Genomic DNA, 21796 nt, shown 5'->3' with positions numbered 1-21796 from the left:
CCGGATTCCCAGTTGATGAGCAGGTTGTTCAGAAGCATTGAAGGCGGGCAGCTGTTCCCGCACGGAAGCGTGGTCTGCATCGGCGCATTCGACGGCCTGCACCTCGGCCATCGTGCGTTGGTGCGGCATGCGGTGGCGCGTGCGCGCGCGTTGGGCGTGGCCGCCGTGGCGGTCGCGTTCGAACCGTTGCCGCGCGAGTACTTCGCCCAGGGCGAGCCGCCGCCGCGGCTGACCCTGGGCCGCGACAAAGTGGCCATGCTCAACGAACTGGGTGTGGATGCGGTGGGCCTGCTGCGCTTCGATGCGCGCATGGCCGCCATGCAGCCCGAAGACTTCGTCCAGCAGCTGCTGGTGCAGCGCCTGAGTGCGCGTGAAGTCTGGATCGGCCCGGAGTTCTGCTTCGGCAACCGCCGTCGCGGCGACCTGGCGCTGCTGCAGGCCATGGGCGCGGAGCAGGGCTTTACGGCGGGCGAAATCGACCCGGTGGACCTGCACGGCGAGCGCATTTCCAGCACCCGCATCCGCCAGCTGCTGCGCGAGGGCAACTTCACCCACGCCAACGATCTGCTCGGCCGCCCGTACTCGATCGGCGGCCGGGTGGTGCGCGGGCGCCAGCTCGGCCGTACGCTGGGCTTCCCGACGGCGAACCTGCGCTTCCCCAAGACCCCGGCGCTGTCGGGCATCTACGCCACCTGGGTGCACGGCGTGTTCGACCAGCCGTGGCCGTCGGTGTCCAGCTTCGGCACCCGGCCCACCGTAGATGGCGTGGAGCCGCTGCTGGAAGCCCACCTGTTCGATTTCCAGGGCGACCTGTACGGTCGTCATATTGAAGTGGAATTCGTCGCCAAGCTGCGCGACGAAGAGAAGTTCCAAGATCTGGCTGCGTTGACCGACCAGATGCACCGTGACGCCGAACAGGCGCGTCACATCCTTTCCGAACACAGATTGCGAGCCACTGCGTGAGCCAGGACTACAAAGCCACCCTTCATCTGCCGGCAACCGAATTCCCGATGCGCGGCGACCTGCCCAAGCGCGAGCCGGGCATTCTGTCGCGCTGGGAAGACGAGGGCCTGTACGCCCGCCTGCGCGAGAACGCGCAGGGTCGCCCGCTGTTCGTGCTGCACGACGGCCCGCCCTACGCCAACGGCCAGATCCACCTGGGCCATGCGGTCAACAAGATCCTCAAGGACATCATCGTCAAGTCGCGCTACCTGGCCGGCTTCGATGCGCCCTACGTGCCGGGCTGGGATTGCCACGGCCTGCCGATCGAGATCGCGGTCGAGAAGAAGTGGGGCAAGGTCGGGGTCAAGCTGGATGCCGAGCAGTTCCGCCAGAAGTGCCGCGAGTTCGCCGAAGAGCAGATCGAGCTGCAGCGCCGCGACTTCAAGCGCCTGGGCGTGATCGGCGATTGGGACAACCCGTACAAGACGCTGAGCTTCGATTTCGAGGCCAACGAAATCCGCGCGCTGTCCAAGGTGTTCGCCAATGGCCACATCGTGCGCGGCGCCAAGCCGGTGCATTGGTGCTTCGACTGCGGCTCGGCCCTGGCGGAAGCGGAAATCGAATACCAGGACAAGACCTCGCCGGCAATCGACGTGGCGTACACCGCGCGTGATGGCGCGCAGCTGGCCGCGCGCTTCGGCGCGACCGTGCCGGCCGATGTCGAGGTGGCCGTGCCGATCTGGACGACCACCCCGTGGACGCTGCCGGCCTCGCTGGCGGTGTCCCTCGGGGCGGAGATCGAGTACGTGCTGGCCGAAGGCCCGGCCCACAACGGCAAGCGCCGTTGGCTGGTGCTGGCGGCCGCGCTGGCCGAGCGTTCGCTGCAGCGCTACGGCGTCGATGGCCTGGTCGTGCACGGCCACGCCACCGGTGCGGCGCTGGAAAACCTGCTGCTGGCCCACCCGTTCTATCCCACCCGCGACATCCCGCTGCTCAACGGCGAGCACGTCTCGGCCGAAGACGGTACCGGTGCGGTGCACACCGCTCCGGGCCATGGCCAGGAAGATTTCGTGGTCAGCCAGCAGTACGGGCTGATGGAGAAGTACAACGCAGGCCAGATCAACCCGGTCGACGGCCGCGGCGTGTACCTGTCTTCGACGCCGCCGGCCGGCGATGTCGAGCTGGCCGGTGTGCACCTGTGGAAGGCGCAGCCGCTGATCGTGGACGTGCTGCGCGCCTCCGGTGCGCTGCTGGCCTACGTCGAGATCGTGCACAGCTACCCGCACTGCTGGCGTCACAAGACCCCGGTGGTGTTCCGCGCCACCCCGCAGTGGTTCATCTCGATGGACAAGGCCAACCTGCGCAGCGATGCGATGGCCGCCATCGACAACGTCGGCTGGTTCCCGAGCTGGGGCAAGGCGCGCATCGGCGGCATGGTCGAAGGGCGCCCGGACTGGTGCATCAGCCGCCAGCGCACTTGGGGCGTGCCGATCGCGATGTTCACCCACCGCGAAACCGGCGAGCCGCACCCGCGCACCGTTGAACTGATGCAGCAGGTGGCCGACCGTGTGGAGCAGGGCGGCATCGACGTCTGGTATTCGCTGGACAGCGCCGAGCTGCTCGGTGACGAAGCCGCGCAGTACGAGAAGGTCACCGACATCCTGGATGTGTGGTTCGATTCCGGCGTGACCCACGAAGGCGTGCTGCTGGCGCGTGGCTTCGGCAAGCCGGCCGACCTGTACCTGGAAGGCTCGGACCAGCACCGCGGCTGGTTCCAGTCCTCGCTGCTGACCGGCGTGGCCATCGACAAGCATGCGCCGTACAAGCAGTGCCTCACCCATGGCTTCACCGTGGATGAGAAGGGCCGCAAGATGTCCAAGTCGCTGGGCAACGGCATCGAGCCGCAGGACATCATGAAAACGCTGGGTGCGGACATCCTGCGCCTGTGGATCGCCTCGGCCGACTACAGCAATGAAATGTCGCTGTCGCAGGAGATCCTCAAGCGCAATGCCGACGCCTACCGGCGCCTGCGCAACACCGCGCGCTTCCTGCTGGGCAACCTGGACGGCTTCGATCCGGCCCAGCACCTGGTGGCGCCGGCCGACATGGTCGCGCTGGACCGCTGGATCGTGCATCGCGCCTTCGAGGTGCAGGAAAAGATCAAGGCCGCCTACACCAGCTACACCATGGCCGAGATCGTGCAGCTGCTGCTGAACTTCTGCAGCGTCGACCTGGGGTCGCTGTACCTGGACGTGACCAAGGACCGGCTGTACACCATGCCGGTGGACTCGCGCGGCCGCCGTTCGGCGCAGAGCGCGATGTACCACATCGCCGAAGCGTTCACCCGCTGGATCGCCCCGATCCTGAGCTTCACCGCCGACGAGCTGTGGGGCTACCTGCCGGGCGCGCGCAAGGACAACGTGCTGTTTGCCACCTGGTATGAAGGTCTGGCGCCGCTGCCGGCCGACGCGCCGCTCACCGCCGCCGATTTCGACCAGCTGCTGGCCCTGCGCGAGCAGGTGTCCAAGGTGCTCGAGCCGATGCGTGCCAACGGTGCCATCGGTGCGGCGCTGGAAGCGGAGATCACCGTGGCCGCCGACGCGGACACCGCCGCCCGCTGGCAGCCGCTGGCTGACGAACTGCGCTTCCTGCTGATCAGTGGCGATGTGCAGGTGCGCCCGGCGATCACCGATGAGGTGTTTGTCAGCGCGCAGCCGACTGAAAAAACCAAGTGCGTGCGCTGTTGGCATTACCGTGCCGATGTAGGCACGGTGGCGGCCCATCCGGAACTGTGCGGTCGCTGCGTGACCAACATCGACGGTGCCGGCGAAGATCGGCGGTGGTTCTGATGAGCACCGTCCGTCCGCGTCCCAATGCGTTGGTGTGGTTGCTGCTGTCGGTGGCGATCATCGGCCTGGACCAGTGGAGCAAGGCCTGGGTGCTGTCCAGCCTGCCCGAGTACCAGCCGGTGGTGGTCATCGAGGGCTTCTGGAACTGGTTCCGCACCTATAACACCGGTGCGGCGTTCAGCTTCCTGAGCGATGCCGGTGGCTGGCAGCTGTGGTTCTTCACCGCGCTGGCGGTGGGCATCAGCGGCCTGATGGCGTTCTGGCTCTCGCGCACCGCCCGTGCCCACTGGCGCAGCGCAGTGCCTTACGCGCTGGTCATCGGCGGGGCGATCGGCAACGTGATCGACCGGCTGATGCACGGCCACGTGGTGGACTTCATCCAGTGGCATATCGGCGACCATTACTGGCCCTCGTTCAACATCGCCGACGCGGCGATCGTGGTCGGGGCGGTCGGGATCGCTGTGTTTGGCCTGTTCGACGGCAAGTCCGAGAAAAAAGCGGGATAATTCCCTCCTGTTTCCTGCAATCAACCGGCCGCGTGCCGGCCGGAGTATCTGACCGATGGACGTGTTGCTCGCCAATCCGCGTGGTTTCTGTGCCGGTGTCGATCGTGCGATCGAGATCGTCAAGCGCGCGATCGAGACCCTTGGGGCGCCGATCTACGTGCGCCACGAGGTCGTGCACAACCGTTTCGTGGTGGATGACCTGAAGGCGCGCGGCGCGATCTTCGTCGAGGAACTCGACGAAGTGCCCGACGACAACACGGTCATCTTCAGCGCACACGGCGTCTCCCAGGCCGTGCGCCAGGAAGCCGAGCGCCGTGGCCTGAAAGTGTTCGATGCCACCTGCCCGCTGGTCACCAAGGTACATCTGGAAGTGGCCCGCCACTGCCGGGCCGGCCGCGACGTGGTGCTGATCGGCCACGCCGGCCACCCGGAAGTGGAAGGCACCATGGGCCAGTGGAACCGCGAGCGCGGCACCGGCCGCATCTACCTGGTGGAAGACGTCGAAGACGTGGCCACGCTGGAGATCGAGCAGCCGGAGAACTTCGCCTACACCACCCAGACCACGCTCTCGGTGGATGACACGCGCGGCATCATCGAGGCCATGCGTGCGCGCTTCCCGGCCATGCAGGGGCCGAAGAACGACGACATCTGCTACGCCACCCAGAACCGCCAGGACGCCGTGCGCGACCTGGCCCAGCGCTGCGACCTGGTGCTGGTGGTGGGCTCGCCCAACAGCTCCAACTCCAACCGTCTCAGTGAACTGGCGCGCCGTGAGGGCGTGGAGTCGTACCTGATCGACGGCGCCCACGAGATCGATCCGGCCTGGGTGGTGGGCAAGAAGCACATCGGCCTGACCGCCGGCGCATCGGCACCGCAGGTGCTGGTGGACGGCGTGATCGCACGCTTGAAGGAGCTGGGTGCCACGGGCATCGGCGAACTCGACGGCGAACCGGAATCGATGGTGTTCGCGCTGCCCAAGGAACTGCGGCTGCGGTTGATCAGCTGATGCGGCGCAGCCACGCATGGCGTGGCTCTACCCACGCGCGACGCCCGTGCTTTGCGTAGTCTGGCCGCTGCCCCACGCATGACCTTTGGCCATGGGGCAGGGCAGTGACGAGGGCTAGGATCGGCTCTATCACCGCCGGAGCGTTGCCGATGAACATGCGTACCACCGTCCTGTCCGTGCTGCTGGCACTCACCGCCACCGGCGTACAGGCGCAGACGCCGCCCCCGCAGGATGTTGCCTGGCCGGGTGTGCTGCGCATCGAGGTGGACGCACGCGACATCGGCCGGCGCATCTTCAAGGTCAAGGCGACCATTCCGGCCAAGCCTGGCCCGCTCACCCTGCTGTATCCGCAGTGGCTGCCCGGTGCGCATTCGCCCAGTGGCCCGATCGACAAGGTGGCCGGGCTGGTGGTCACCGCCAACGGCAAGCCGCTGCAATGGACGCGCGATCAGTACGACGTGTACGCCTTCAAGGTGGACGTGCCCGACGGTGCCAGCGAGGTGGTGGCCGAGTTCAAGTTCCTGTCCTCGCAGGGCGGCAGCCAGGGCCGGGTGGTGATGACCCCGGAAATGCTCAACCTGCAGTGGAACGCCAACTCGCTGTACCCGGCCGGCGTGATCACCCGCAACCTGCAGGCGCAGGCCAGCGTGACCCTGCCCAAGGGCTGGAACTACGCCACCGCGCTGGAAACCGAGCGCCGCGACGGCGACACCGTGGTATTCAAGCCCATAAGCTACGACCACCTGGTCGATTCGCCGCTGTTCGCCGGCCGCTACTACCAGCAGTTCGATCTGGATCCCGGTGCCAAGGTGCCGGTGCGCCTGAACGTGTTTGCCGACGATGCCAAATCGCTGGTCGCCAAGCCCGAACAGCTGCAGGCGCACCGCGCGCTGGTGCAGCAGATCTACAAGCTGTACGGCGCACGCCACTTCGATCATTACGACTTCCTGCTGGCGCTGACCAGCAAGCTTGGCGGCATCGGCCTGGAGCACCAGCGCTCCAGCGAGAACAGCGCCGAACCGGGCTATTTCACCGAGTGGGACAAGAACTGGCTGGGCCGCGACCTGCTGCCGCACGAGTTCAACCACTCCTGGAATGGCAAGTACCGGCGCGGTGCGGATCTGTCCACGCCCAACTTCAACGTGCCGATGGGCGACAGCCTGCTGTGGCTGTATGAAGGCCAGACCCAGTTCTGGGGCCAGGTGCTGGCCGCGCGCTCGGGCTTGTGGAGCGTGCAGCAGACCCGCGAAACCCTGGCCAACGTGGCGGCCACCTACGATCGCGGCCGACCGGGCCTGGCGTGGCGCGCGCTGCAGGACACCACCAACGATCCCACCATCGCCCAGCGTCGCGCGCTGGCGTTCCGCAATTACCAGCTGAGCGAGGACTACTACTCCGGTGGCCAGATGGTGTGGCTGGAAGTGGAAGGCAAGCTGCGCGCGCTGACCGGCAACAAGCGCAGCCTCGACGATTTCGCCAGGGCGTTCTTCGGCGTGAACGATGGCGACTGGAACGTCCATCCGTATACCTTCGAAGACGTGGTGCGCACCTTGAATGGGATCGCGCCGTTTGACTGGGCCAGCTTCCTGCGCGAGCGCCTGGACGGGCACGGATCGCTGACCGGTGGGTTGGAAGCGGCCGGCTGGAAACTGGTCTACACCGATACCCCGAGCGATGCGGTCAAGGCGCAGGAAACCCGCGCCGCCGGCATCAACCTGACCTACTCGCTGGGCGTCAGCGTGGCCAACAGCGGCGCGCTGACCGACGTGCTGTGGGACAGCCCGGCGTTCAATGCCGGCCTGGCGCCGGGCATGACGGTACTGGCCGTCAACGGCCGCGTGTTCAAGGGCGACGTACTGAAGGACGCGGTGACCGCCGCCAAGACCGACAAGGCGCCGATCACCCTGCTGGTGCGCAGTTTCGACCGCATTGACACGGTGAGCCTGGACTACCACGGTGGCCTGCTGTACCCGTCGCTGCAGCGCATCGCCGGCAAGCCTGATCGCTTGGCCGAGCTGTGGAAAGCCCGATGACCTCGCGCGGCCGCGATCTACTCATCGTGGCCGTGGCCATCGCGGCCATCGTCGGCGCGGGCCTGGATGGCGATGGACGTTGGTTGCACTGGCTGGCCAAACCACTGGCCACCTTGTTGATCGCTTCGATCGCATGGCAGGCCGTTGCCTCATCAATGTCACCGGCACCCGGCTACCGCCGTGCGGTGCTGGCCGGCATGGGCCTTTCCTGCCTCGGCGACATCGCCCTGATGCTGCCGATGGACGCCTTCGTACCGGGCCTGGTTGCGTTCCTGCTGGCGCATGTCTGCTACATCGTCGCCTTCCGCGCCGGCATCCACGCCGGGCGCGGACTGGGCGTGGCGGCCGTGCTGCTCGGCGCATTCGCCGCGGGCAACCTCATCGCATTGTGGCCGCACCTGCCGGCCGACATGCGCGTGCCCGTCCTGGCCTACGTGGTGGTGCTGGCGGTCATGGCGATCCTCGCGTTGGCGCGGCACTGGCGCGCGCCGGCACCGCAGGGCATCGACCGGCGCAGCACGGCGTGGGCGGCGGGCGGCGCGGTGTTGTTCGTGGCCAGCGATTGCCTGCTGGCCTGGGACCGTTTCGGCGGTGGGTTGCCGATGGCCAGCCTGCTGGTGCTGAGTACGTACTACGCCGCGCAATACGGCATTGCGCGATCGGTACCGGGCGCCCACGGCACGCGCGGAAGTTGATTGCCGCTGCGCCGCAGCTCAGTCTGCGGCGCCCACATCCTGTGCACTGACGCACGTACGTCGCGGCGGACACAGCCGGTCCAGCAGCGCCAGGGTTACGCCGTTGCTCCAGCCGAAGCCATCCTGCAGCGGGTACTCGCCGCCACCGCCGCCGCCGGCCGAGCCATCCACCACGTACTTCTCCACCAACTTGCCTTCGCTGTCGTACACGGCCTGCACGGTGTGCAGGAAGCGCGTGCCGATGCGACGCGCCAGCGTGTTCTCGCCATAGCGTTGCAGCCCATCCACCGCGACCCATTGCAGTGGCGCCCAGCCGTTGGGGGCGTCCCACTGCTGCCCGGTACGCACGGTGGTAGTGAGCAGGCCGCCCTGGCGCAGCAACTGCGCATCCACCGCCGCTGCGGTCTGCCGGGCCTGCGCGCGGGTGGCCACCTGCAGCCAGAGCGGAAACAGCGCCGCTGCAGTGAGGGCAGGGCGGGTTTGACCGCGCTCGATATCGCGATCTACATACCAGCCTTGGGTAGCGTCCCAGAGCAGCGTATTGATCGCCTTCTGGCGCGCCTGCGCCCGCTGCTCGTAATCGCTTGCCGCAGCGCGGTCGCCGGCCGCTTTACTGGCACGGGCCACGGTTTTTTCCAGATGGAACAGCAGGCTGTTCAAGTCCACCGGCACGATGGCGGTGATGTGGATGCTGCCCAGGGCGGCCGGGTCGGCCAACCAGCGGGAGCTGAAATCCCAGCCCGATTCCGCCCCCGCGCGCAGGTCGCGATACACCTGCGATGGCGCGCGCTGTGGCGCCTGCGCGGCGGTGGCCAGATCGTCGGTCCACGATTCTGTGCGCGGTACCGCACGCGCATCCCAGTAGCGGTTGAGCAGTTGGCCGTCGGCCAGGCGCACCACGCGCTCGCTGGCCGCACCCGGTTGCAGGCCGTCGGCACCACGCATCCAGAACGCATGCTCGGTACGCAGTTGGTGCAGATAGCGGCGGTAGGCGTCATCACCTTCGTGGGTGGCCAGCAGCTCCACCATGAGGCTGAAGAAGGGCGGCTGCGAGCGGCTCAGGTAGTAGCTGCGGTTGCCGTTGGGGATGTGCCCGTACTGGTCCAGCTGCCAGGCGAAGTTGTCGACCATGTCGCGCACCTGCTGCCAGCGCCCACTGGACGCCAGCCCCAGCATCGTGAAGTAGCTGTCCCAGTAATAGACCTCGCGGAAACGCCCGCCCGGGACCACGTAGGGCTTGGGCAGCGGCAGCAGCGAGCCGTGCGGGTCGACGGTGCCGGTGGTGCGGGTCAGTACCGGCCACAGGCCGTCGATGTGGGCCCGCAGGCTTTCGCCGGACGGGGGCACGTAGGCGGCCGTATCGCCGGGCACCGTGAACTGGGCGGCGACGAAGGCAGGCAGGCTGTAGCCCGGCTGCGTCTGGGCCTGCTGCCAGTGATCAAGCAGCGCACGGGCGTCCTGGCGCGGGATAGCGTCGGCGAAGGTCTTCTGGTCCTTGAACAGGTGAGCACCCTGGACCTGCTGGAACAGCGGCTGCCACTGCTGGTCGGGTGGCTGTGGCGCTTGGCGGGCGGGTTCGGCGGCGGCGCCGCCGGTGCAGAGCAGGGCGGCCAGCATGAGGCCGGTCAGGCGGGAACAGGCGGGCATCGGGGGCTTCCAAGCGGGACAGGGCCACTGTAGGCGGCCTTGCGTCAACGCCTGGTGGGGTGGGGCGTGCGTGCGTGCCCCTTGGTGGCGGGCCGGGGCGGTGCCAATTGACCGCTTGGGGGCCTCCACCGTAGAATTGCCTGCTCAGCCGGAATAGCTCAGTTGGTAGAGCGGCGCATTCGTAATGCGTAGGTCGTAGGTTCGATTCCTATTTCCGGCACCAGTTGTACGAAAAGCCCCGGCCTTGGTCGGGGCTTTTTGTTTGTGGGCCGACGTCGCGTCCCCACTGGCCGGGCCACACATTCGCGGTGTTGCCGTGCCCAGTGAGATCAGAGCAAGGTTAACGTCCCCTTCCGCTGTCGATCCCGGACAGCTGGATGGGATCACCTGCTGGCTTCGGTCGACCTTGGCGTCACGGTTGCGCTGGACCCCAAGCGAGGCCCCGGCAGGATCCTGTATGCCATTCCGCACGCCTTGTTCCCGTGCTATCAATGCAGCGCCTTGCTGTCGGGCTCTTTAAGGGATTTGAAGGGCGCGCCGGTGCAGGGGCCGGACTGCAGGTGGTGTATCGCCGCGCTTGTAAGAACTGAGGGGCAACATGCTTGGAGGCCGCGCATTGAATGGCCTGATCAACGGGGTTAAGGATTGAAACAATACTGACGGTGCTTCGAAATGGGGGCGTCTCATGTTCGTCAAACAACTGTTGACCGTAGCCGTACTGGTGATGCTTGCCACATCGTGCAGAAGCCACGTCGCCGCTGATCAAGGCGAGACGGCGCTGCGTGGCGTCATGACGGTGTACGTGGGTGGGCACGGGTTGGGGTCGGTACAAACCCTGTCGGGCGAGTGCGTTGATCTCGCTTTACCCAAGAACGTCCTGCGCAGACCCGGTGCCTGGGATGGAAAGGCCGTGGTACTCACCGGGACCATGGATTCTCGGCCGCGGTCTCTGAATTTTCTGTGGTACGACATCAGGGACAGACGAATAGAAGGCGGTGGATGTTCCGACGACGTCCTGTATGTTCAGACGATCGAGACGCTGCGATGAAAGGTGGGCCATCTACATCCGGGCATCGGAATCAGAATTCGCAGGTATTCACTTTCACTCATGCGCGCGAGGTTACGGCTATAGCGCCTGTCACCCGATGCCGCAGCAAGTCATGAGAATTCTTCTTCCACTTCGTGCTCTTGGTGAAGGAGTGATTGCTCGGCTCGTGCTGCCATCGTCTTTTTATTTTGGCCAACGTCGTTGGGGGCATCTGAGTGCAAAATTGCAGGTGGCGAGGGGATAGGTCTTCCAAGGCATCGGGGTATTGCCAGGGAGCTCCTCAACTTCCAGCCTTCGCGGCAAGATCCGTAGAGGGGCAAGTAAGAGCACACGCTTAGCTGTCGAGCAAGTTGAGCTGGGAATGCACGCCTGCGATGGTCAGTTCCTAAAGGATGCTGGCCCGCACGAGTCAGCCGGATCAGAGGCGCAGCGCGACTGATCGCATACCTTTTGTTGTGCGCGCAAAGCGGAGCGGCGTTCATCCAGCGCCTCGCTTCCTGCGAAGCTTCACCCGTTCTATATCGTCAATGACAGGTACAGCGACGGCGCGCAGGTAGCAGAAACGATGCTCCCTGCCGGCGTTTCTCCCCTCCATAAGGTTGATCAGGGCGATCAGCGCCCGCCACCCTCGGCGCCAAGCAACCTGCAACTGGCCGTGCACGCGCTGCCCTTCAGTGGGGCAAGCAATGCATCGCGCGTGGTGCGGTCGATGTGTCCGTCGGCATCGGGGCGTGCGAGCATCTGCTGCACGGCGTCGAGCGCTGCGGCTTTGGTAGCGGGCGGCATCGCGGCGGCGGCCTCGCCAAGAATCGGCAGGGCATCGGTCGCCGTGCGATCACGGGAGGCGGGGTTCAAGTCGGAGAGCGTGGCGCCCAGCAGGATCGCGGCGATGTTCGTGGGCAGGGTGTCGGCCATCGCACGCATCCCGTCGAGTTCGGTTGGCTCGGTCTGGGCCGTTGCTCGATCAAGGATCGCCCGGCTTTGCATGTCCAGCTGTCGTGCCGTGCATGCCATGCCCATGATGGCACTCCGGTCGACTGCCACCGACATGCGCGCGAGGTTCCCGCTGGGATCGTCAGAGGCCTGGGCCATCTGGACCAGATGTACGGCACCCTGTGCAGCCGCGCCGCACACCGCGCGTAGCGCCGGCAGGCTGTCCAGCCCGGCTGTCCCGGCAGGCACCAGCGCAGGGTCCGCGATGACCATCTGAAGGGCCAGGCCGGTAATCAGCGCATTGCGGTCAGGAGGGGTATCGGGCGAGGCTGCATCGGCAAGCGCCTTCAGGGCACCCAGCCTGCGCAATTGAAGCTGGCCGGGACTCTCGGTCGCGGGCGGGTCGGCCGCCAGAGCGGAGGCAGACAGGGTGACCAAGGCGGCCACCATGCACAGACGGCGTACGAGCGGGCAGACAACATCCATGTTGCGTCCTTTTGGGGCGGAGCCGTGCGGCCCGGCTGCTGCCGAGTGTAGCGCTACTCCCGGGGCATGCAACACAGGCCGACGCGCCGCCGGGGCGGGGCGCTTCAACGGTCGGCTAGGCCGCCACCGGGTCTGCCATCTGCACCCGGTTGCGTCCGGCCGTCTTCGCCTGGTAAAGCGCCTCATCCGCACGCGCCACCAGGTCCTCCAGCAGCGTCGCATCGCAGCCCGGCAGCGCTTCGCCCACCGCACCGCCCACGCTCACCGACACCGCAATGCGGGTGCCGCCCACGGTGATCGGCTCGGCGGCAATCGCATGGCGCAGGCGCTCGGCGGCGGCCGGAACTTCGTCAATGACCGGTGCCGACAGCAATGCAATGAACTCCTCACCGCCGAACCGCGCGAACAGGTCGCGGTCGCGCAGCGCGTCCCGGCAGCGCCGGGCTACGATCTTGAGCACTTCATCGCCCACCGGGTGGCCGTGCGTGTCGTTGATCGCCTTGAAGTGATCCACGTCGACCATGAGCACCGCCACCGAATGTCCGCTGGCTTCGCGGGCGGCGATGATCTGCGCGGAGCGCTCCTCGAAATGACGTCGGTTGGGAACGCCGGTCAACGGGTCCGACGACGCCAGGCGGCGCAGTTCGGCGGCCATCAGCAGGTCGGCGGTGACGTCGGTGAACAGCCAGATGCGGCCGTGCTCGCCATTGCCGCGCACCGGGTGGGTGTCCACTTCGAAGGTGCGTTCGCCGAACGTCCAGTTCAACGTCGCGGCGAAGTTGACGTTGCCCATCTGCGCGGCATAGGCCTGTTCCAGCTCGGCGTGGTTGTCGCTGCGCAGGCGCAAGGCTCGCATCGGGCCAGTCAGGTCGGCGGCGCGGTGGTTGCCTGCGGCACAGCCCAGCAGTGCGGCAGCATGTTCGTTGATCACCGCACCCACGCCATCGCCGTCGATCAGCACGATGCCGGCCGGCACGCTTTCCACCAGATCGATGAACTGATTGTGCGCAATGAGCTGGCGGGTGGCCTCCCGTCGCGCGGAGAGAAGTCCGGCCACGCTGCTGGACAGCAACGGCAGCTGGGCCGTGATCCCCTCGGCAGGCGCCTGCTGTTTCCAGAGCAGCAACAGGCCACTGTGCGGGCTGTCGGCCGACGGGGCCGGCACGTAAAGCAGGTGGGTGGGGGCACTCTGCAGGGCATGCAGGATGGCCGTCGGCAGGCGGAAGCCGGCCGCGTCTACGGGCTCCCCCTGCCAGGCGCGCTCGAGAATGCCGCTGCGCGCCAGGTTGAACCCGGACAACGGCAACGCGGGCGATGCGGTCGACCACGTCGAACGGCCCTGCGCATCCAGTTCAACGGCCAGGGCCAGGTCTGCGTGGGTGGTGAGCCGGGCGAAGCTGCACAGCGCCGCAAGTGCCTCGCTGCTGGGCGCGTTCAAGCCGCTGCCCCCATCAATCGCCGTTCCAGGATGCGTGTCACTTCGTCGGCGGCGGTCATATGCGGCAGGTGCCCCGACGCATCGATGATATCCAGCGTTGCCCCGTCGATGGTATCGGCCAGCCACTGGGCCACCTCGACCGGAACCGCCATGTCCACCGCGGTCTGGATCACGTGCACCGGCATGGACAACTGCGGCACCAGCGTGCGCATGTCCGAGGTGAAAATGGTGCGCGAGGTGTTGAGCGCAATGTCCGGCTGCATCTGGAACAGGGTGCGCGAGAAGTCCGCGAGCACGCGGTTGTCCTCGACACCCACCACCATCGGCGCGAACCCCGCCACCCAGGCCTGGTAATTGGCCTGCATGCTTTCGAACAGGTCGTCCAGGTCCTGCGGCTTGAAGCCGCCGGTGTAGCCGTCATCGTCGAGGTAGCGCGGCGAAGCGCCGATGGTCACGACGCGTTCGAACAGCGCCGGGCGTGCAACCGCGGCGGCCGCGCCGATCATGCCGCTCATCGAGTGCCCGACATACGTAAAGCGGTGCAGGTCGAGCTCGTCGACGATATCGAGCAGATCGTCGGCATAGCCGAACATCGCGCCATGGCGGTCGAAATCGTAGGTGTCCGCACCGTTGGGACCACAACCGGCGAGATCGAACGAGATCACGTCGAACCGTTGGTCGAACCAGGGCCGCAATGCAGTCCACGCCGTCTGGTCGGTACCGAAGCCGTGGGAAAGGATGACGACGTCGTTGCCCTGACCGCTGCGGCGGCCGTTGAAGCGCTCAAAACTGCCCAAGTACGTTTACCCACGGCGTTTCCCAAGGGGCGAATACTAGGGCAGGTGGGCAGCCGGGTCCATGGTGGGGGCCGGCACCTGCCGCGTGTTTCCGCTTGTCATCCCGGAGCGGTATGGTGGTGCAGGAATTCCCGGAGAGCCCGTCATGCGAACTGCCGTCTTCAGCGCCCGGCCCTACGACCGCCGCTTCCTCGAAGAGGCCACCCAGCGTGCCGATGCGGCCCGGCCGGTGGAGTTCCTTTACTTCGATGCCACCTTGGACGTGCATACCGCGGCGCTGGCGCAGGACTGCGAGGCGGTCTGCGTGTTCGTCAACGACCGTCTCGACGCGCCGGTGCTGCAGGCCCTCCACGCCCTGGGTGTGCGCGCGATCCTGCTGCGCTGCGCCGGCTTCAACAACGTGGACCTGGCCATGGCCGGGCAGCTGGGCTTCTTCGTGGCCCGGGTGCCGGCGTATTCGCCCGAGGCGGTCGCCGAGCACGCCCTGGCGCTGGTCATGACCCTCAACCGGCACACCCACCGCGCCTACAACCGGGTGCGCGAGGGCAACTTCATGCTCGACGGGCTGCTCGGGCGCACCCTCTACGGCACGATGGTGGGCATCGTAGGCACCGGCAAGATCGGCCTGGCCACGGGCCGCATCTTCAAGGGCATGGGCTGCACCGTGCTCGGCCACGATCCGTACCCGTCGTCCGCGTTCGATGCGATCGGCACGTACGTCGCGCTTGAAGATCTGCTGGCGCGCGCGGACATCGTGTCACTGCATTGCCCGCTGACCCCGGACACCCACCACCTGATCAACGCCGCCTCGCTGGCGCGGATGAAGCCCGGGGCGATGCTGGTCAACACCTCGCGTGGTGGGCTGGTCGATACCCACGCGGTGATCGGCGCGCTCAAGGCGCGGCACCTGGGGCACCTGGCCATCGACGTGTACGAGCAGGAAAGCGCGCTGTTCTTCCAGGACCGCTCCGGGGAAATCATCGATGACGATGCCTTCCAGCGCCTGATGACCTTCCCCAATGTGCTGGTCACCGGCCACCAGGGCTTCTTCACGGTGGAGGCGCTGCAGGAAATCTCCGAAATCACCCTGCGCAACCTGGGGGATTTCGCCGCTGGCCGGCCGTGTGCCAACGCGGTGCCGCTGCCCTGATCCACGCGTGATGCTGTTCCCCGTCCTTTTCCAGCGCAGGGCCTGACCATGTGGCATCAGAACTACGATCCGCTCGGCAATGCGAACCTCTCTGCGCTGCTGGCCGCGCTGCCGGTGCTGGTGTTCCTGCTGGCGCTCACCGTGCTTCGCCTCAAGGGCCTCACCGCGGCGCTGCTGGCGGTGCTGGTGTCGGCCCTGGTGTCGTCGCTGGTGTTCGGCATGCCGCTGGACACCCTGCTGGGGGCGGCGCTGCTCGGCATTGCCAACGGCGTATTCCCGATCAGCTTCATCGTGCTGATGGCGGTCTGGCTGTACAAGCTGGCCATCCGCAGCGGCAAGTTCGAGGTGATCCGCGGCAGCATCGCGACCATTTCCGAGGATCAGCGCATCCAGGTGCTGCTGATCGCCTTCTGCTTTGGTGGCTTCCTCGAAGGCGCCGCCGGTTTCGGCGTGCCGATCGCGATCTGCGCCGCGCTGCTGGTTGAACTCGGCTTCCGCCCGTTGAAGGCGGCGATGCTGTGCCTGGTCGCCAACGGCGCGGCCGGTGCCTACGGTGCGATCGGCATTCCGGTGCTGGTGGGCGCGCAGCAGGGTGGGGTGGGGCTGGGCGAGATGTCGCAGATGCTGATCCCGTTGGTTCAGCTCTGCGCGCTGCTGCTGCCGGCGGTGCTGGTGCTGCTGCTGGACGGCTGGCGCGGGGTGCGCGAGACCTGGCCGGTGCTGCTGGTGGTCGGTGGCGTGTTCAGTGGCAGCCAGACGCTTGTGCTGTACCTGCTGGGGCCGGAACTGGTGGACATCATCGGCCCGCTGGCCGCGATGGGCAGCCTGGCCGCCTTCATGCAGGTCTGGCGCCCGCGGCGCATCTACCGCGAGACGCAGGCGCCGCCGGTGTCCAGCCAGCGCTGGACGCTGCGGCAGGTGCTGCTGGCCTGGTCGCCGTTCTACATTCTTACCGCCACCATCCTGGTCTGGAGCCTGCCCGCGTTCAAGGCGTTGTTCGCCGCCGATGGCGCGCTCGGGTCCACGGTGCTGCACCTGCCGGTCAGCCTGCTCCACCAGCGCGTGCAGGAACTGCCGCCGCTGGTGGCCGCCGCGCACACGCTGCCCGCGGTCTGGACCGTGGGCTGGCTCAACGCCTCGGGCACCGCGATCCTGATCGCCGCGCTGCTCACGGTGGTGCTGTCGCCGAAGCTGGGCCTGCGCGCGGCGGGCGAGGAGCTGGCCCAGTCCGGCCGGGAGATGTGGAAGCCGCTGGCCACTGTGGCGTTGGTGATGGCGGTGGCCTACATCACCAATTACTCGGGGGCCTCGTCCACGATCGGGCTGGCGCTGGCCCAGGCCGGCGGGGTGTTCCCGGCGCTGGCGCCGGTGATCGGCTGGACGGGCGTGTTCATCACCGGCTCGGTGGTCAACAGCAACACCCTGTTCGCCCACCTGCAGGCGGTCACTGCTGCGCAGATCGGGGTCAGCCCGGCGCTGCTGGTGGCCGCCAACACCGCCGGCGGGGTGATGGCCAAGCTGGTGTCGCCGCAGTCGATCGCCATTGCGGCCGCGGCGGTGAAGCTGGTGGGTCAGGAATCGGCGATCATGCGCACCACCCTGGCGGTGAGCCTGGCGCTGCTCGGCTATGTCTGCCTGTGCACGCTGCTGCTGTCGTGGCTGCTCGGCTGACGGGAAGGGCATTCATGTCTATACATGAACGTGTTGGCGTGCTGAATCGGGCGTATTGCGCGCACTGCGACAACGTGTCGCAGCCAAAACGGGGCTTTCCTGCGCTGGATCATTGTCAATGCCTTTCTTAAATGATGCATGACGGCCTAAAATTAGAGGGCTGACATGATCGTCCCCTGTGCCTGTCCCCCTGGACCGGCACAACCGGCCTTTGGCCGGGACGGGGCGCGCTTGAGCTGGCATTCCCTACGCAATTGGATCGACCGATGATTCCGTTGAAACCCCTTGGACGCTATTTGCGTCCGGGCCTGCTGTTCGCGTTGTCCGTGTTCCTGACGGGCTGCAACTCGGCCATCCTCAACCCCAAGGGCCAGATCGGCCACGATGAGAAGACGCTGCTGATCACGGCTACCGTGCTGATGCTGCTGGTCGTCGTGCCGGTCATCATCATGACCCTGACCTTCGCCTGGAAGTACCGCGCGACCAACACCAAGGCCCGTTATGAGCCGAAGTGGTCGCACTCCACCGCGATCGAAGTGGTGGTGTGGTCGATCCCGTGCATGATCGTGCTGGTGCTGGCCGTGCTGACCTGGCGTTCCTCGCACGCGCTGGACCCGTACCGTCCGCTGGAGTCGGACAAGAAGCCGGTGGTGATCGAAGCCATCTCGCTCGACTGGAAGTGGCTGTTCATCTATCCGGAAGAGAAGATCGCCACGGTCAACGAGATCACGTTCCCGGTCGATACCCCGCTGAACTTCAAGATCACGTCCGATTCGGTGATGAATGCCTTCTTCATCCCGCACCTGGGCAGCATGATCTACTCGATGACGGCCATGGAGACCAAACTCCACCTGATCGCCAACGAGACCGGTGAGTTCCCGGGCATGTCCTCGCACTACAGCGGCGCGGGCTTCAGCAAGATGCATTTCAGCGCCCATTCGGTGACGGATGCGCAGTACCAGCAGTGGCTGGCCAAGGTCCGCGCCGACACGGCGACCCTGGACAAGACCGCGTTCGATGCGCTGGTGGCCGAAAAGAACCACGACTGGCACCCGGTGACGTACTTCGGTACCGCCGAAGCCGGCCTGTTCGACTGGGTCATCGCCAAGCACATGGGCGACAACCAGCACTACGGCATGAAGCACGACCACAACGCGATGGGCCATGACGGCGCCGCAGGCGAAAGCCACGCCGGCCACGACATGCCTGCCGCTGCAGGTCCTGCCCCGGCGGACGTGCACGCCGACGACACGCACGCGGCGCACGCCGCGGGTGCTGACGCCGGGCACGCCGAACACACTGCAGACGAGCATGCCGCCGCCGGTCACACCGGCCACGCAGGCTCGGGAGAATAAGCATGAATCTGTTGGGTAAACTGACATTTGCCGACATCCCGCACGATCCGATCATCATCACCACGTTGATCGGTGCTGGTATCGGTGGCCTGCTGGTGCTGGCCCTGATCACCAAGTTCAAGCTGTGGGGCTATCTCTGGAAAGAGTGGTTCACCTCGGTGGACCACAAGAAGATCGGCGTGATGTACCTGGTCATCGCCTTCGTCATGCTGCTGCGCGGCTTCGCCGACGCGATCATGATGCGCGTGCAGCAGGCCATGGCCGCCGGCGGTAACGAAGGCATCCTGCCCCCGCATCACTACGACCAGATCTTCACCGCCCACGGCGTGATCATGATCTTCTTCGTGGCGATGCCGCTGATCACCGGCCTGATGAACGTTGTCGTGCCGCTGCAGATCGGCGCACGCGACGTGGCCTTCCCGTTCGTCAACTCGCTCAGCTTCTGGCTGTTCGTGGCGGGCGCGGGCCTGGTGATGATCTCGCTGGGCGTCGGTGAGTTCGCGCAGACCGGTTGGCTGGCCTTCCCGCCGTTGTCGGGCAAGGAATACAGTCCAGGGGTAGGTGTCGACTACTACATCTGGGGCCTGCAGGTAGCAGGCCTGGGTACCACGCTGAGCGGCATCAACTTCTTCATCACCATCTTGAAGATGCGTACCCCGGGCATGAAGCTGATGCACATGCCGGTGTTCACCTGGACCGCGCTGGTCACCAACGTACTGATCATCGCCGCCTTCCCGGTGCTGACCGTCACCCTGGTGCTGTTGACCCTGGACCGTTACCTGGGCACGCACTTCTTCACCAATGACGGTGGCGGCAACGCCATGCTGTACATCAACCTGATCTGGATCTGGGGTCACCCGGAAGTCTATATCCTGGTGCTGCCGGCCTTCGGCGTGTTCTCCGAGGTCATCGCCACGTTCTCGCGCAAGGCGCTGTTCGGCTACAAGGGCATGGTCTACGCCACCGCCTGCATCGGCGTTCTGTCGTTCATCGTGTGGCTGCACCACTTCTTCACCATGGGCTCGGGTGCCAACGTCAATGCCTTCTTCGGCATAACGACGATGATCATCTCCATCCCCACCGGCGTGAAGATCTTCAACTGGCTGTTCACCATGTTCCGCGGTCGCGTGCAGTTCACCACGCCCGTGCTGTGGACCATCGGCTTCATGGTCACCTTCACCATCGGCGGCATGACCGGCGTGATGCTGGCGATCCCGGCCATCGACTTCGTGCTGCACAACAGCCTGTTCCTGATCGCCCACTTCCACAACGTCATCATCGGCGGCGTGGTGTTCGGCATGTTTGCCGGCATCACCTACTGGTGGCCGAAGATGTTCGGCTTCCGCCTCAATGAAACCTGGGGCAAGCGCGCGTTCTGGTGCTGGTTCATCGGCTTCTACGTGGCCTTCATGCCGCTGTATATCCTGGGCTTCATGGGCATGACCCGCCGCATGCAGAGCTACCCGAACCCGGAATACCAGCCGCTGCTGGTGATTGCGATGTTCGGTGCGTTCATCATCGGCGCCGGCATCCTGTGCCAGGTGATCCAGATCGCCGTGTCGATCCGCGACCGCAAGAAGACCGCCGACCTGACCGGCGACCCGTGGGACGCACGTACGCTGGAGTGGGAAACCTCTTCGCCGCCGTCGTTCTACAACTTCGGCTCGCTGCCGCGCGTCACCGAACTGGACGAGTTCTGGGAGCGCAAGCAGCGTGGTGAAGCGTGGGAGCGCCCGGCCAAGTACACCGACATCCACATGCCGCGCAACACCGGCACGGGCGTGGTGATCGGTGCCTTCAGCCTGGTCCTGGGCTTTGCGATGATCTGGCACATCTGGTGGCTGGCCATCGTCGGCATCGTCGGCATGATCGGTACCTTCATCTGGCGCACCTTCGACAAGGACACGGACTACTACGTGCCCGCCGCCGAAGTGGAGCGCATCGAAAATGAGCACCGTCGCCACCTGGTGGCGCAGGGCCTGGTGAAAGCGGAGCTGAAGGCATGAGCAGCACTACCTCCAACGCCATGAACCATGGGCACGCCGCGCACGCGGCGGCCCACGGCCATGATGATCACGAGCACCACGACACCGGCGGCAATACCGTCTTCGGTTTCTGGGTGTACCTGATGAGCGACTGCCTCATCTTCGCCAGCCTGTTTGCCACCTACATCGTGTTGTCCGGTGGCACCAACGGTGGCCCGGGCCCGAAGGATCTGTTCGACCTGACCTTCGTTGCCTGGGAAACCACGCTGCTGCTGGTCTCTTCGCTGACCTTCGGCCTGGGCATGATTGCCCTGCACAAGCACAAGGTGGGCCAGATGTACCTCTGGCTGGGCCTGACCTGGCTGTTGGGCTTCGGCTTCATGGTCATGGAAGTGTGGGAGTTCAACCACCTCATCCATGAGGGCTTCGGTCCTGACCACAGCGCGTTCCTGTCGGCGTTCTTCGCGCTGGTGGGCACCCACGGCCTGCACGTCAGTGCCGGTCTGCTGTGGCTGCTGATCATGTTCATCCAGATCAAGCAGAACGGCCTGACCCCGACCAACAAGACCCGCATGGCGTGCCTGAGCCTGTTCTGGCACTTCCTGGACCTGATCTGGATCGGCGTGTTCTCCGTCGTCTACCTGAAGGGAGCGCTGTAATGTCCGCACACGACAACCACGCACACGACCATGGTGCCGGCGGCGAAAGCCACGGCAGCGTCAAGTCGTACCTGGTCGGCTTCGCGCTGGCCGCGATCCTGACGATCATCCCGTTCTGGCTGGTGATGCACGGCAACCTGCCGACCTTCACCACCGGCGTGATCATCGTGATCGCCGCGGTGCTGCAGATCCTGGTGCACCTGGTGTTCTTCCTGCACTTGAACCGCTCGTCGGAGCAGCGCTGGAACGTCAGCGCGGCGGCCTTCACCGTGGTGGTGATCGGCATCATCGTCGCCGGCTCGCTGTGGGTCATGCACAACATGAACGTGCACATGATGCACTGACGTCCTCGCGACGTTGCTGCATGCAGAAAGGCCGCCTTCGGGCGGCCTTTCTGCGTCCGGCACCCGCCGAGGTGGGGGCGGTTCCCAAACGACCGCCGATATCCGTTCCGCGCCCGGCGAACGCATGACAACCATCGAGGCCGCGCACGCGCACACGCCCGCGCGGCAACAGCAGCGGCAGAGCCCGCGCCGTTTAACGGTCATGTCGCCACCGCGCGTTGCACCGTTACCGGCAGTCGACCAAGGTTCGAC

At 66.0% G+C, this 21796-nt stretch carries 17 protein-coding genes and 1 tRNA gene; 14 read left to right on the top strand and 4 right to left on the bottom strand.

Annotated elements, in window-relative coordinates; translation table 11 throughout:
- The first annotated feature begins 15 nt into the window (after nt 1-15).
- The 6 genes from AC1DCJ_RS03180 (at nt 16) to AC1DCJ_RS03155 (ending at nt 8031) form a co-directional block, all read left to right on the top strand.
- Nucleotides 16-963, top strand: coding sequence for a bifunctional riboflavin kinase/FAD synthetase (locus AC1DCJ_RS03180; RefSeq protein WP_478070064.1), 948 nt, complete (start codon nt 16-18; stop codon nt 961-963).
- Nucleotides 960-3791 carry an isoleucine--tRNA ligase gene (ileS, locus tag AC1DCJ_RS03175; protein ID WP_478070063.1) on the top strand — a complete coding sequence of 944 codons (2832 nt, stop codon included), beginning with the start codon at nt 960-962 and terminating at the stop codon, nt 3789-3791. The genes AC1DCJ_RS03180 and ileS overlap by 4 nt, the downstream gene beginning before the upstream one ends.
- Entirely contained in the window at nt 3791-4297 is a 507-nt protein-coding gene (gene lspA / locus AC1DCJ_RS03170) for a signal peptidase II (protein WP_320490382.1), read from the top strand. Before ileS ends, lspA begins: the two co-directional genes overlap by 1 nt.
- Nucleotides 4298-4352: 55 nt before the next feature.
- On the top strand, nt 4353-5303 hold the full coding sequence (gene ispH, locus AC1DCJ_RS03165) for a 4-hydroxy-3-methylbut-2-enyl diphosphate reductase (RefSeq protein WP_038689676.1): 951 nt from the start codon (nt 4353-4355) through the stop codon (nt 5301-5303).
- Nucleotides 5304-5452: 149 nt separating this feature from the next.
- Nucleotides 5453-7336, top strand: coding sequence for a M61 family metallopeptidase (locus AC1DCJ_RS03160; RefSeq protein ID WP_478070062.1), 1884 nt, complete (start codon nt 5453-5455; stop codon nt 7334-7336).
- Complete coding sequence (locus tag AC1DCJ_RS03155; RefSeq protein ID WP_478070061.1) at nt 7333-8031, top strand: lysoplasmalogenase; 699 nt, start codon at nt 7333-7335, stop codon at nt 8029-8031. Before AC1DCJ_RS03160 ends, AC1DCJ_RS03155 begins: the two co-directional genes overlap by 4 nt.
- Before the next feature lie 18 nt (nt 8032-8049).
- Here the strand turns inward: AC1DCJ_RS03155 and treA are convergent, their stop codons facing one another.
- Nucleotides 8050-9678: an alpha,alpha-trehalase TreA gene (gene treA / locus AC1DCJ_RS03150; protein ID WP_478070060.1), complete on the bottom strand. Its 1629-nt coding sequence runs from the start codon at nt 9676-9678 to the stop codon at nt 8050-8052.
- Nucleotides 9679-9825: 147 nt separating this feature from the next.
- On the opposite strand from treA, the gene AC1DCJ_RS03145 reads away from it, so the two are divergent.
- Nucleotides 9826-9901 (top strand) — tRNA-Thr (locus tag AC1DCJ_RS03145).
- Nucleotides 9902-10363: 462 nt separating this feature from the next.
- Nucleotides 10364-10726 (top strand): hypothetical protein, encoded by a 363-nt coding sequence (locus AC1DCJ_RS03140; protein ID WP_478070059.1) that lies wholly within the window; start codon nt 10364-10366, stop codon nt 10724-10726.
- A gap of 612 nt (nt 10727-11338) precedes the next feature.
- Here AC1DCJ_RS03140 and AC1DCJ_RS03135 read toward each other — a convergent pair.
- The 3 genes from AC1DCJ_RS03135 to AC1DCJ_RS03125 all read right to left on the bottom strand — a co-directional run bounded on the left by AC1DCJ_RS03135 (nt 11339) and on the right by AC1DCJ_RS03125 (nt 14380).
- Nucleotides 11339-12145 carry a hypothetical protein gene (locus AC1DCJ_RS03135; protein ID WP_448135487.1) on the bottom strand — a complete coding sequence of 269 codons (807 nt, stop codon included), beginning with the start codon at nt 12143-12145 and terminating at the stop codon, nt 11339-11341.
- A gap of 115 nt (nt 12146-12260) precedes the next feature.
- On the bottom strand, nt 12261-13583 hold the full coding sequence (locus tag AC1DCJ_RS03130; protein WP_478070058.1) for a GGDEF domain-containing protein: 1323 nt from the start codon (nt 13581-13583) through the stop codon (nt 12261-12263).
- Nucleotides 13580-14380: an alpha/beta fold hydrolase gene (locus AC1DCJ_RS03125; RefSeq protein ID WP_478070057.1), complete on the bottom strand. Its 801-nt coding sequence runs from the start codon at nt 14378-14380 to the stop codon at nt 13580-13582. The genes AC1DCJ_RS03130 and AC1DCJ_RS03125 overlap by 4 nt, the downstream gene beginning before the upstream one ends.
- Nucleotides 14381-14525: 145 nt before the next feature.
- Here AC1DCJ_RS03125 and AC1DCJ_RS03120 point away from each other — a divergent pair, with 145 nt between their 5' ends.
- The 6 genes from AC1DCJ_RS03120 to cyoD all read left to right on the top strand — a co-directional run bounded on the left by AC1DCJ_RS03120 (nt 14526) and on the right by cyoD (nt 21544).
- Entirely contained in the window at nt 14526-15530 is a 1005-nt protein-coding gene (locus AC1DCJ_RS03120) for a 2-hydroxyacid dehydrogenase (protein ID WP_478070056.1), read from the top strand.
- A 48-nt stretch (nt 15531-15578) separates the two neighbouring features.
- Complete coding sequence (locus tag AC1DCJ_RS03115; RefSeq protein ID WP_478070055.1) at nt 15579-17201, top strand: lactate permease LctP family transporter; 1623 nt, start codon at nt 15579-15581, stop codon at nt 17199-17201.
- 266 nt (nt 17202-17467) lie between these two features.
- Nucleotides 17468-18556: a ubiquinol oxidase subunit II gene (cyoA, locus tag AC1DCJ_RS03110; RefSeq protein ID WP_320490368.1), complete on the top strand. Its 1089-nt coding sequence runs from the start codon at nt 17468-17470 to the stop codon at nt 18554-18556.
- 8 nt (nt 18557-18564) lie between these two features.
- Complete coding sequence (cyoB, locus tag AC1DCJ_RS03105; RefSeq protein WP_038692409.1) at nt 18565-20562, top strand: cytochrome o ubiquinol oxidase subunit I; 1998 nt, start codon at nt 18565-18567, stop codon at nt 20560-20562.
- Nucleotides 20559-21200, top strand: a complete 642-nt coding sequence (cyoC, locus tag AC1DCJ_RS03100) for a cytochrome o ubiquinol oxidase subunit III (RefSeq protein ID WP_038689650.1) — start codon at nt 20559-20561, stop codon at nt 21198-21200. Before cyoB ends, cyoC begins: the two co-directional genes overlap by 4 nt.
- Nucleotides 21200-21544 (top strand): cytochrome o ubiquinol oxidase subunit IV, encoded by a 345-nt coding sequence (gene cyoD, locus AC1DCJ_RS03095; protein ID WP_038689648.1) that lies wholly within the window; start codon nt 21200-21202, stop codon nt 21542-21544. The genes cyoC and cyoD overlap by 1 nt, the downstream gene beginning before the upstream one ends.
- Nucleotides 21545-21796 lie beyond the last annotated feature (252 nt).

Source organism: Stenotrophomonas sp. 10N36 (assembly GCF_056395005.1).
This window is presented reverse-complemented; position numbering and strand designations above follow the sequence as displayed.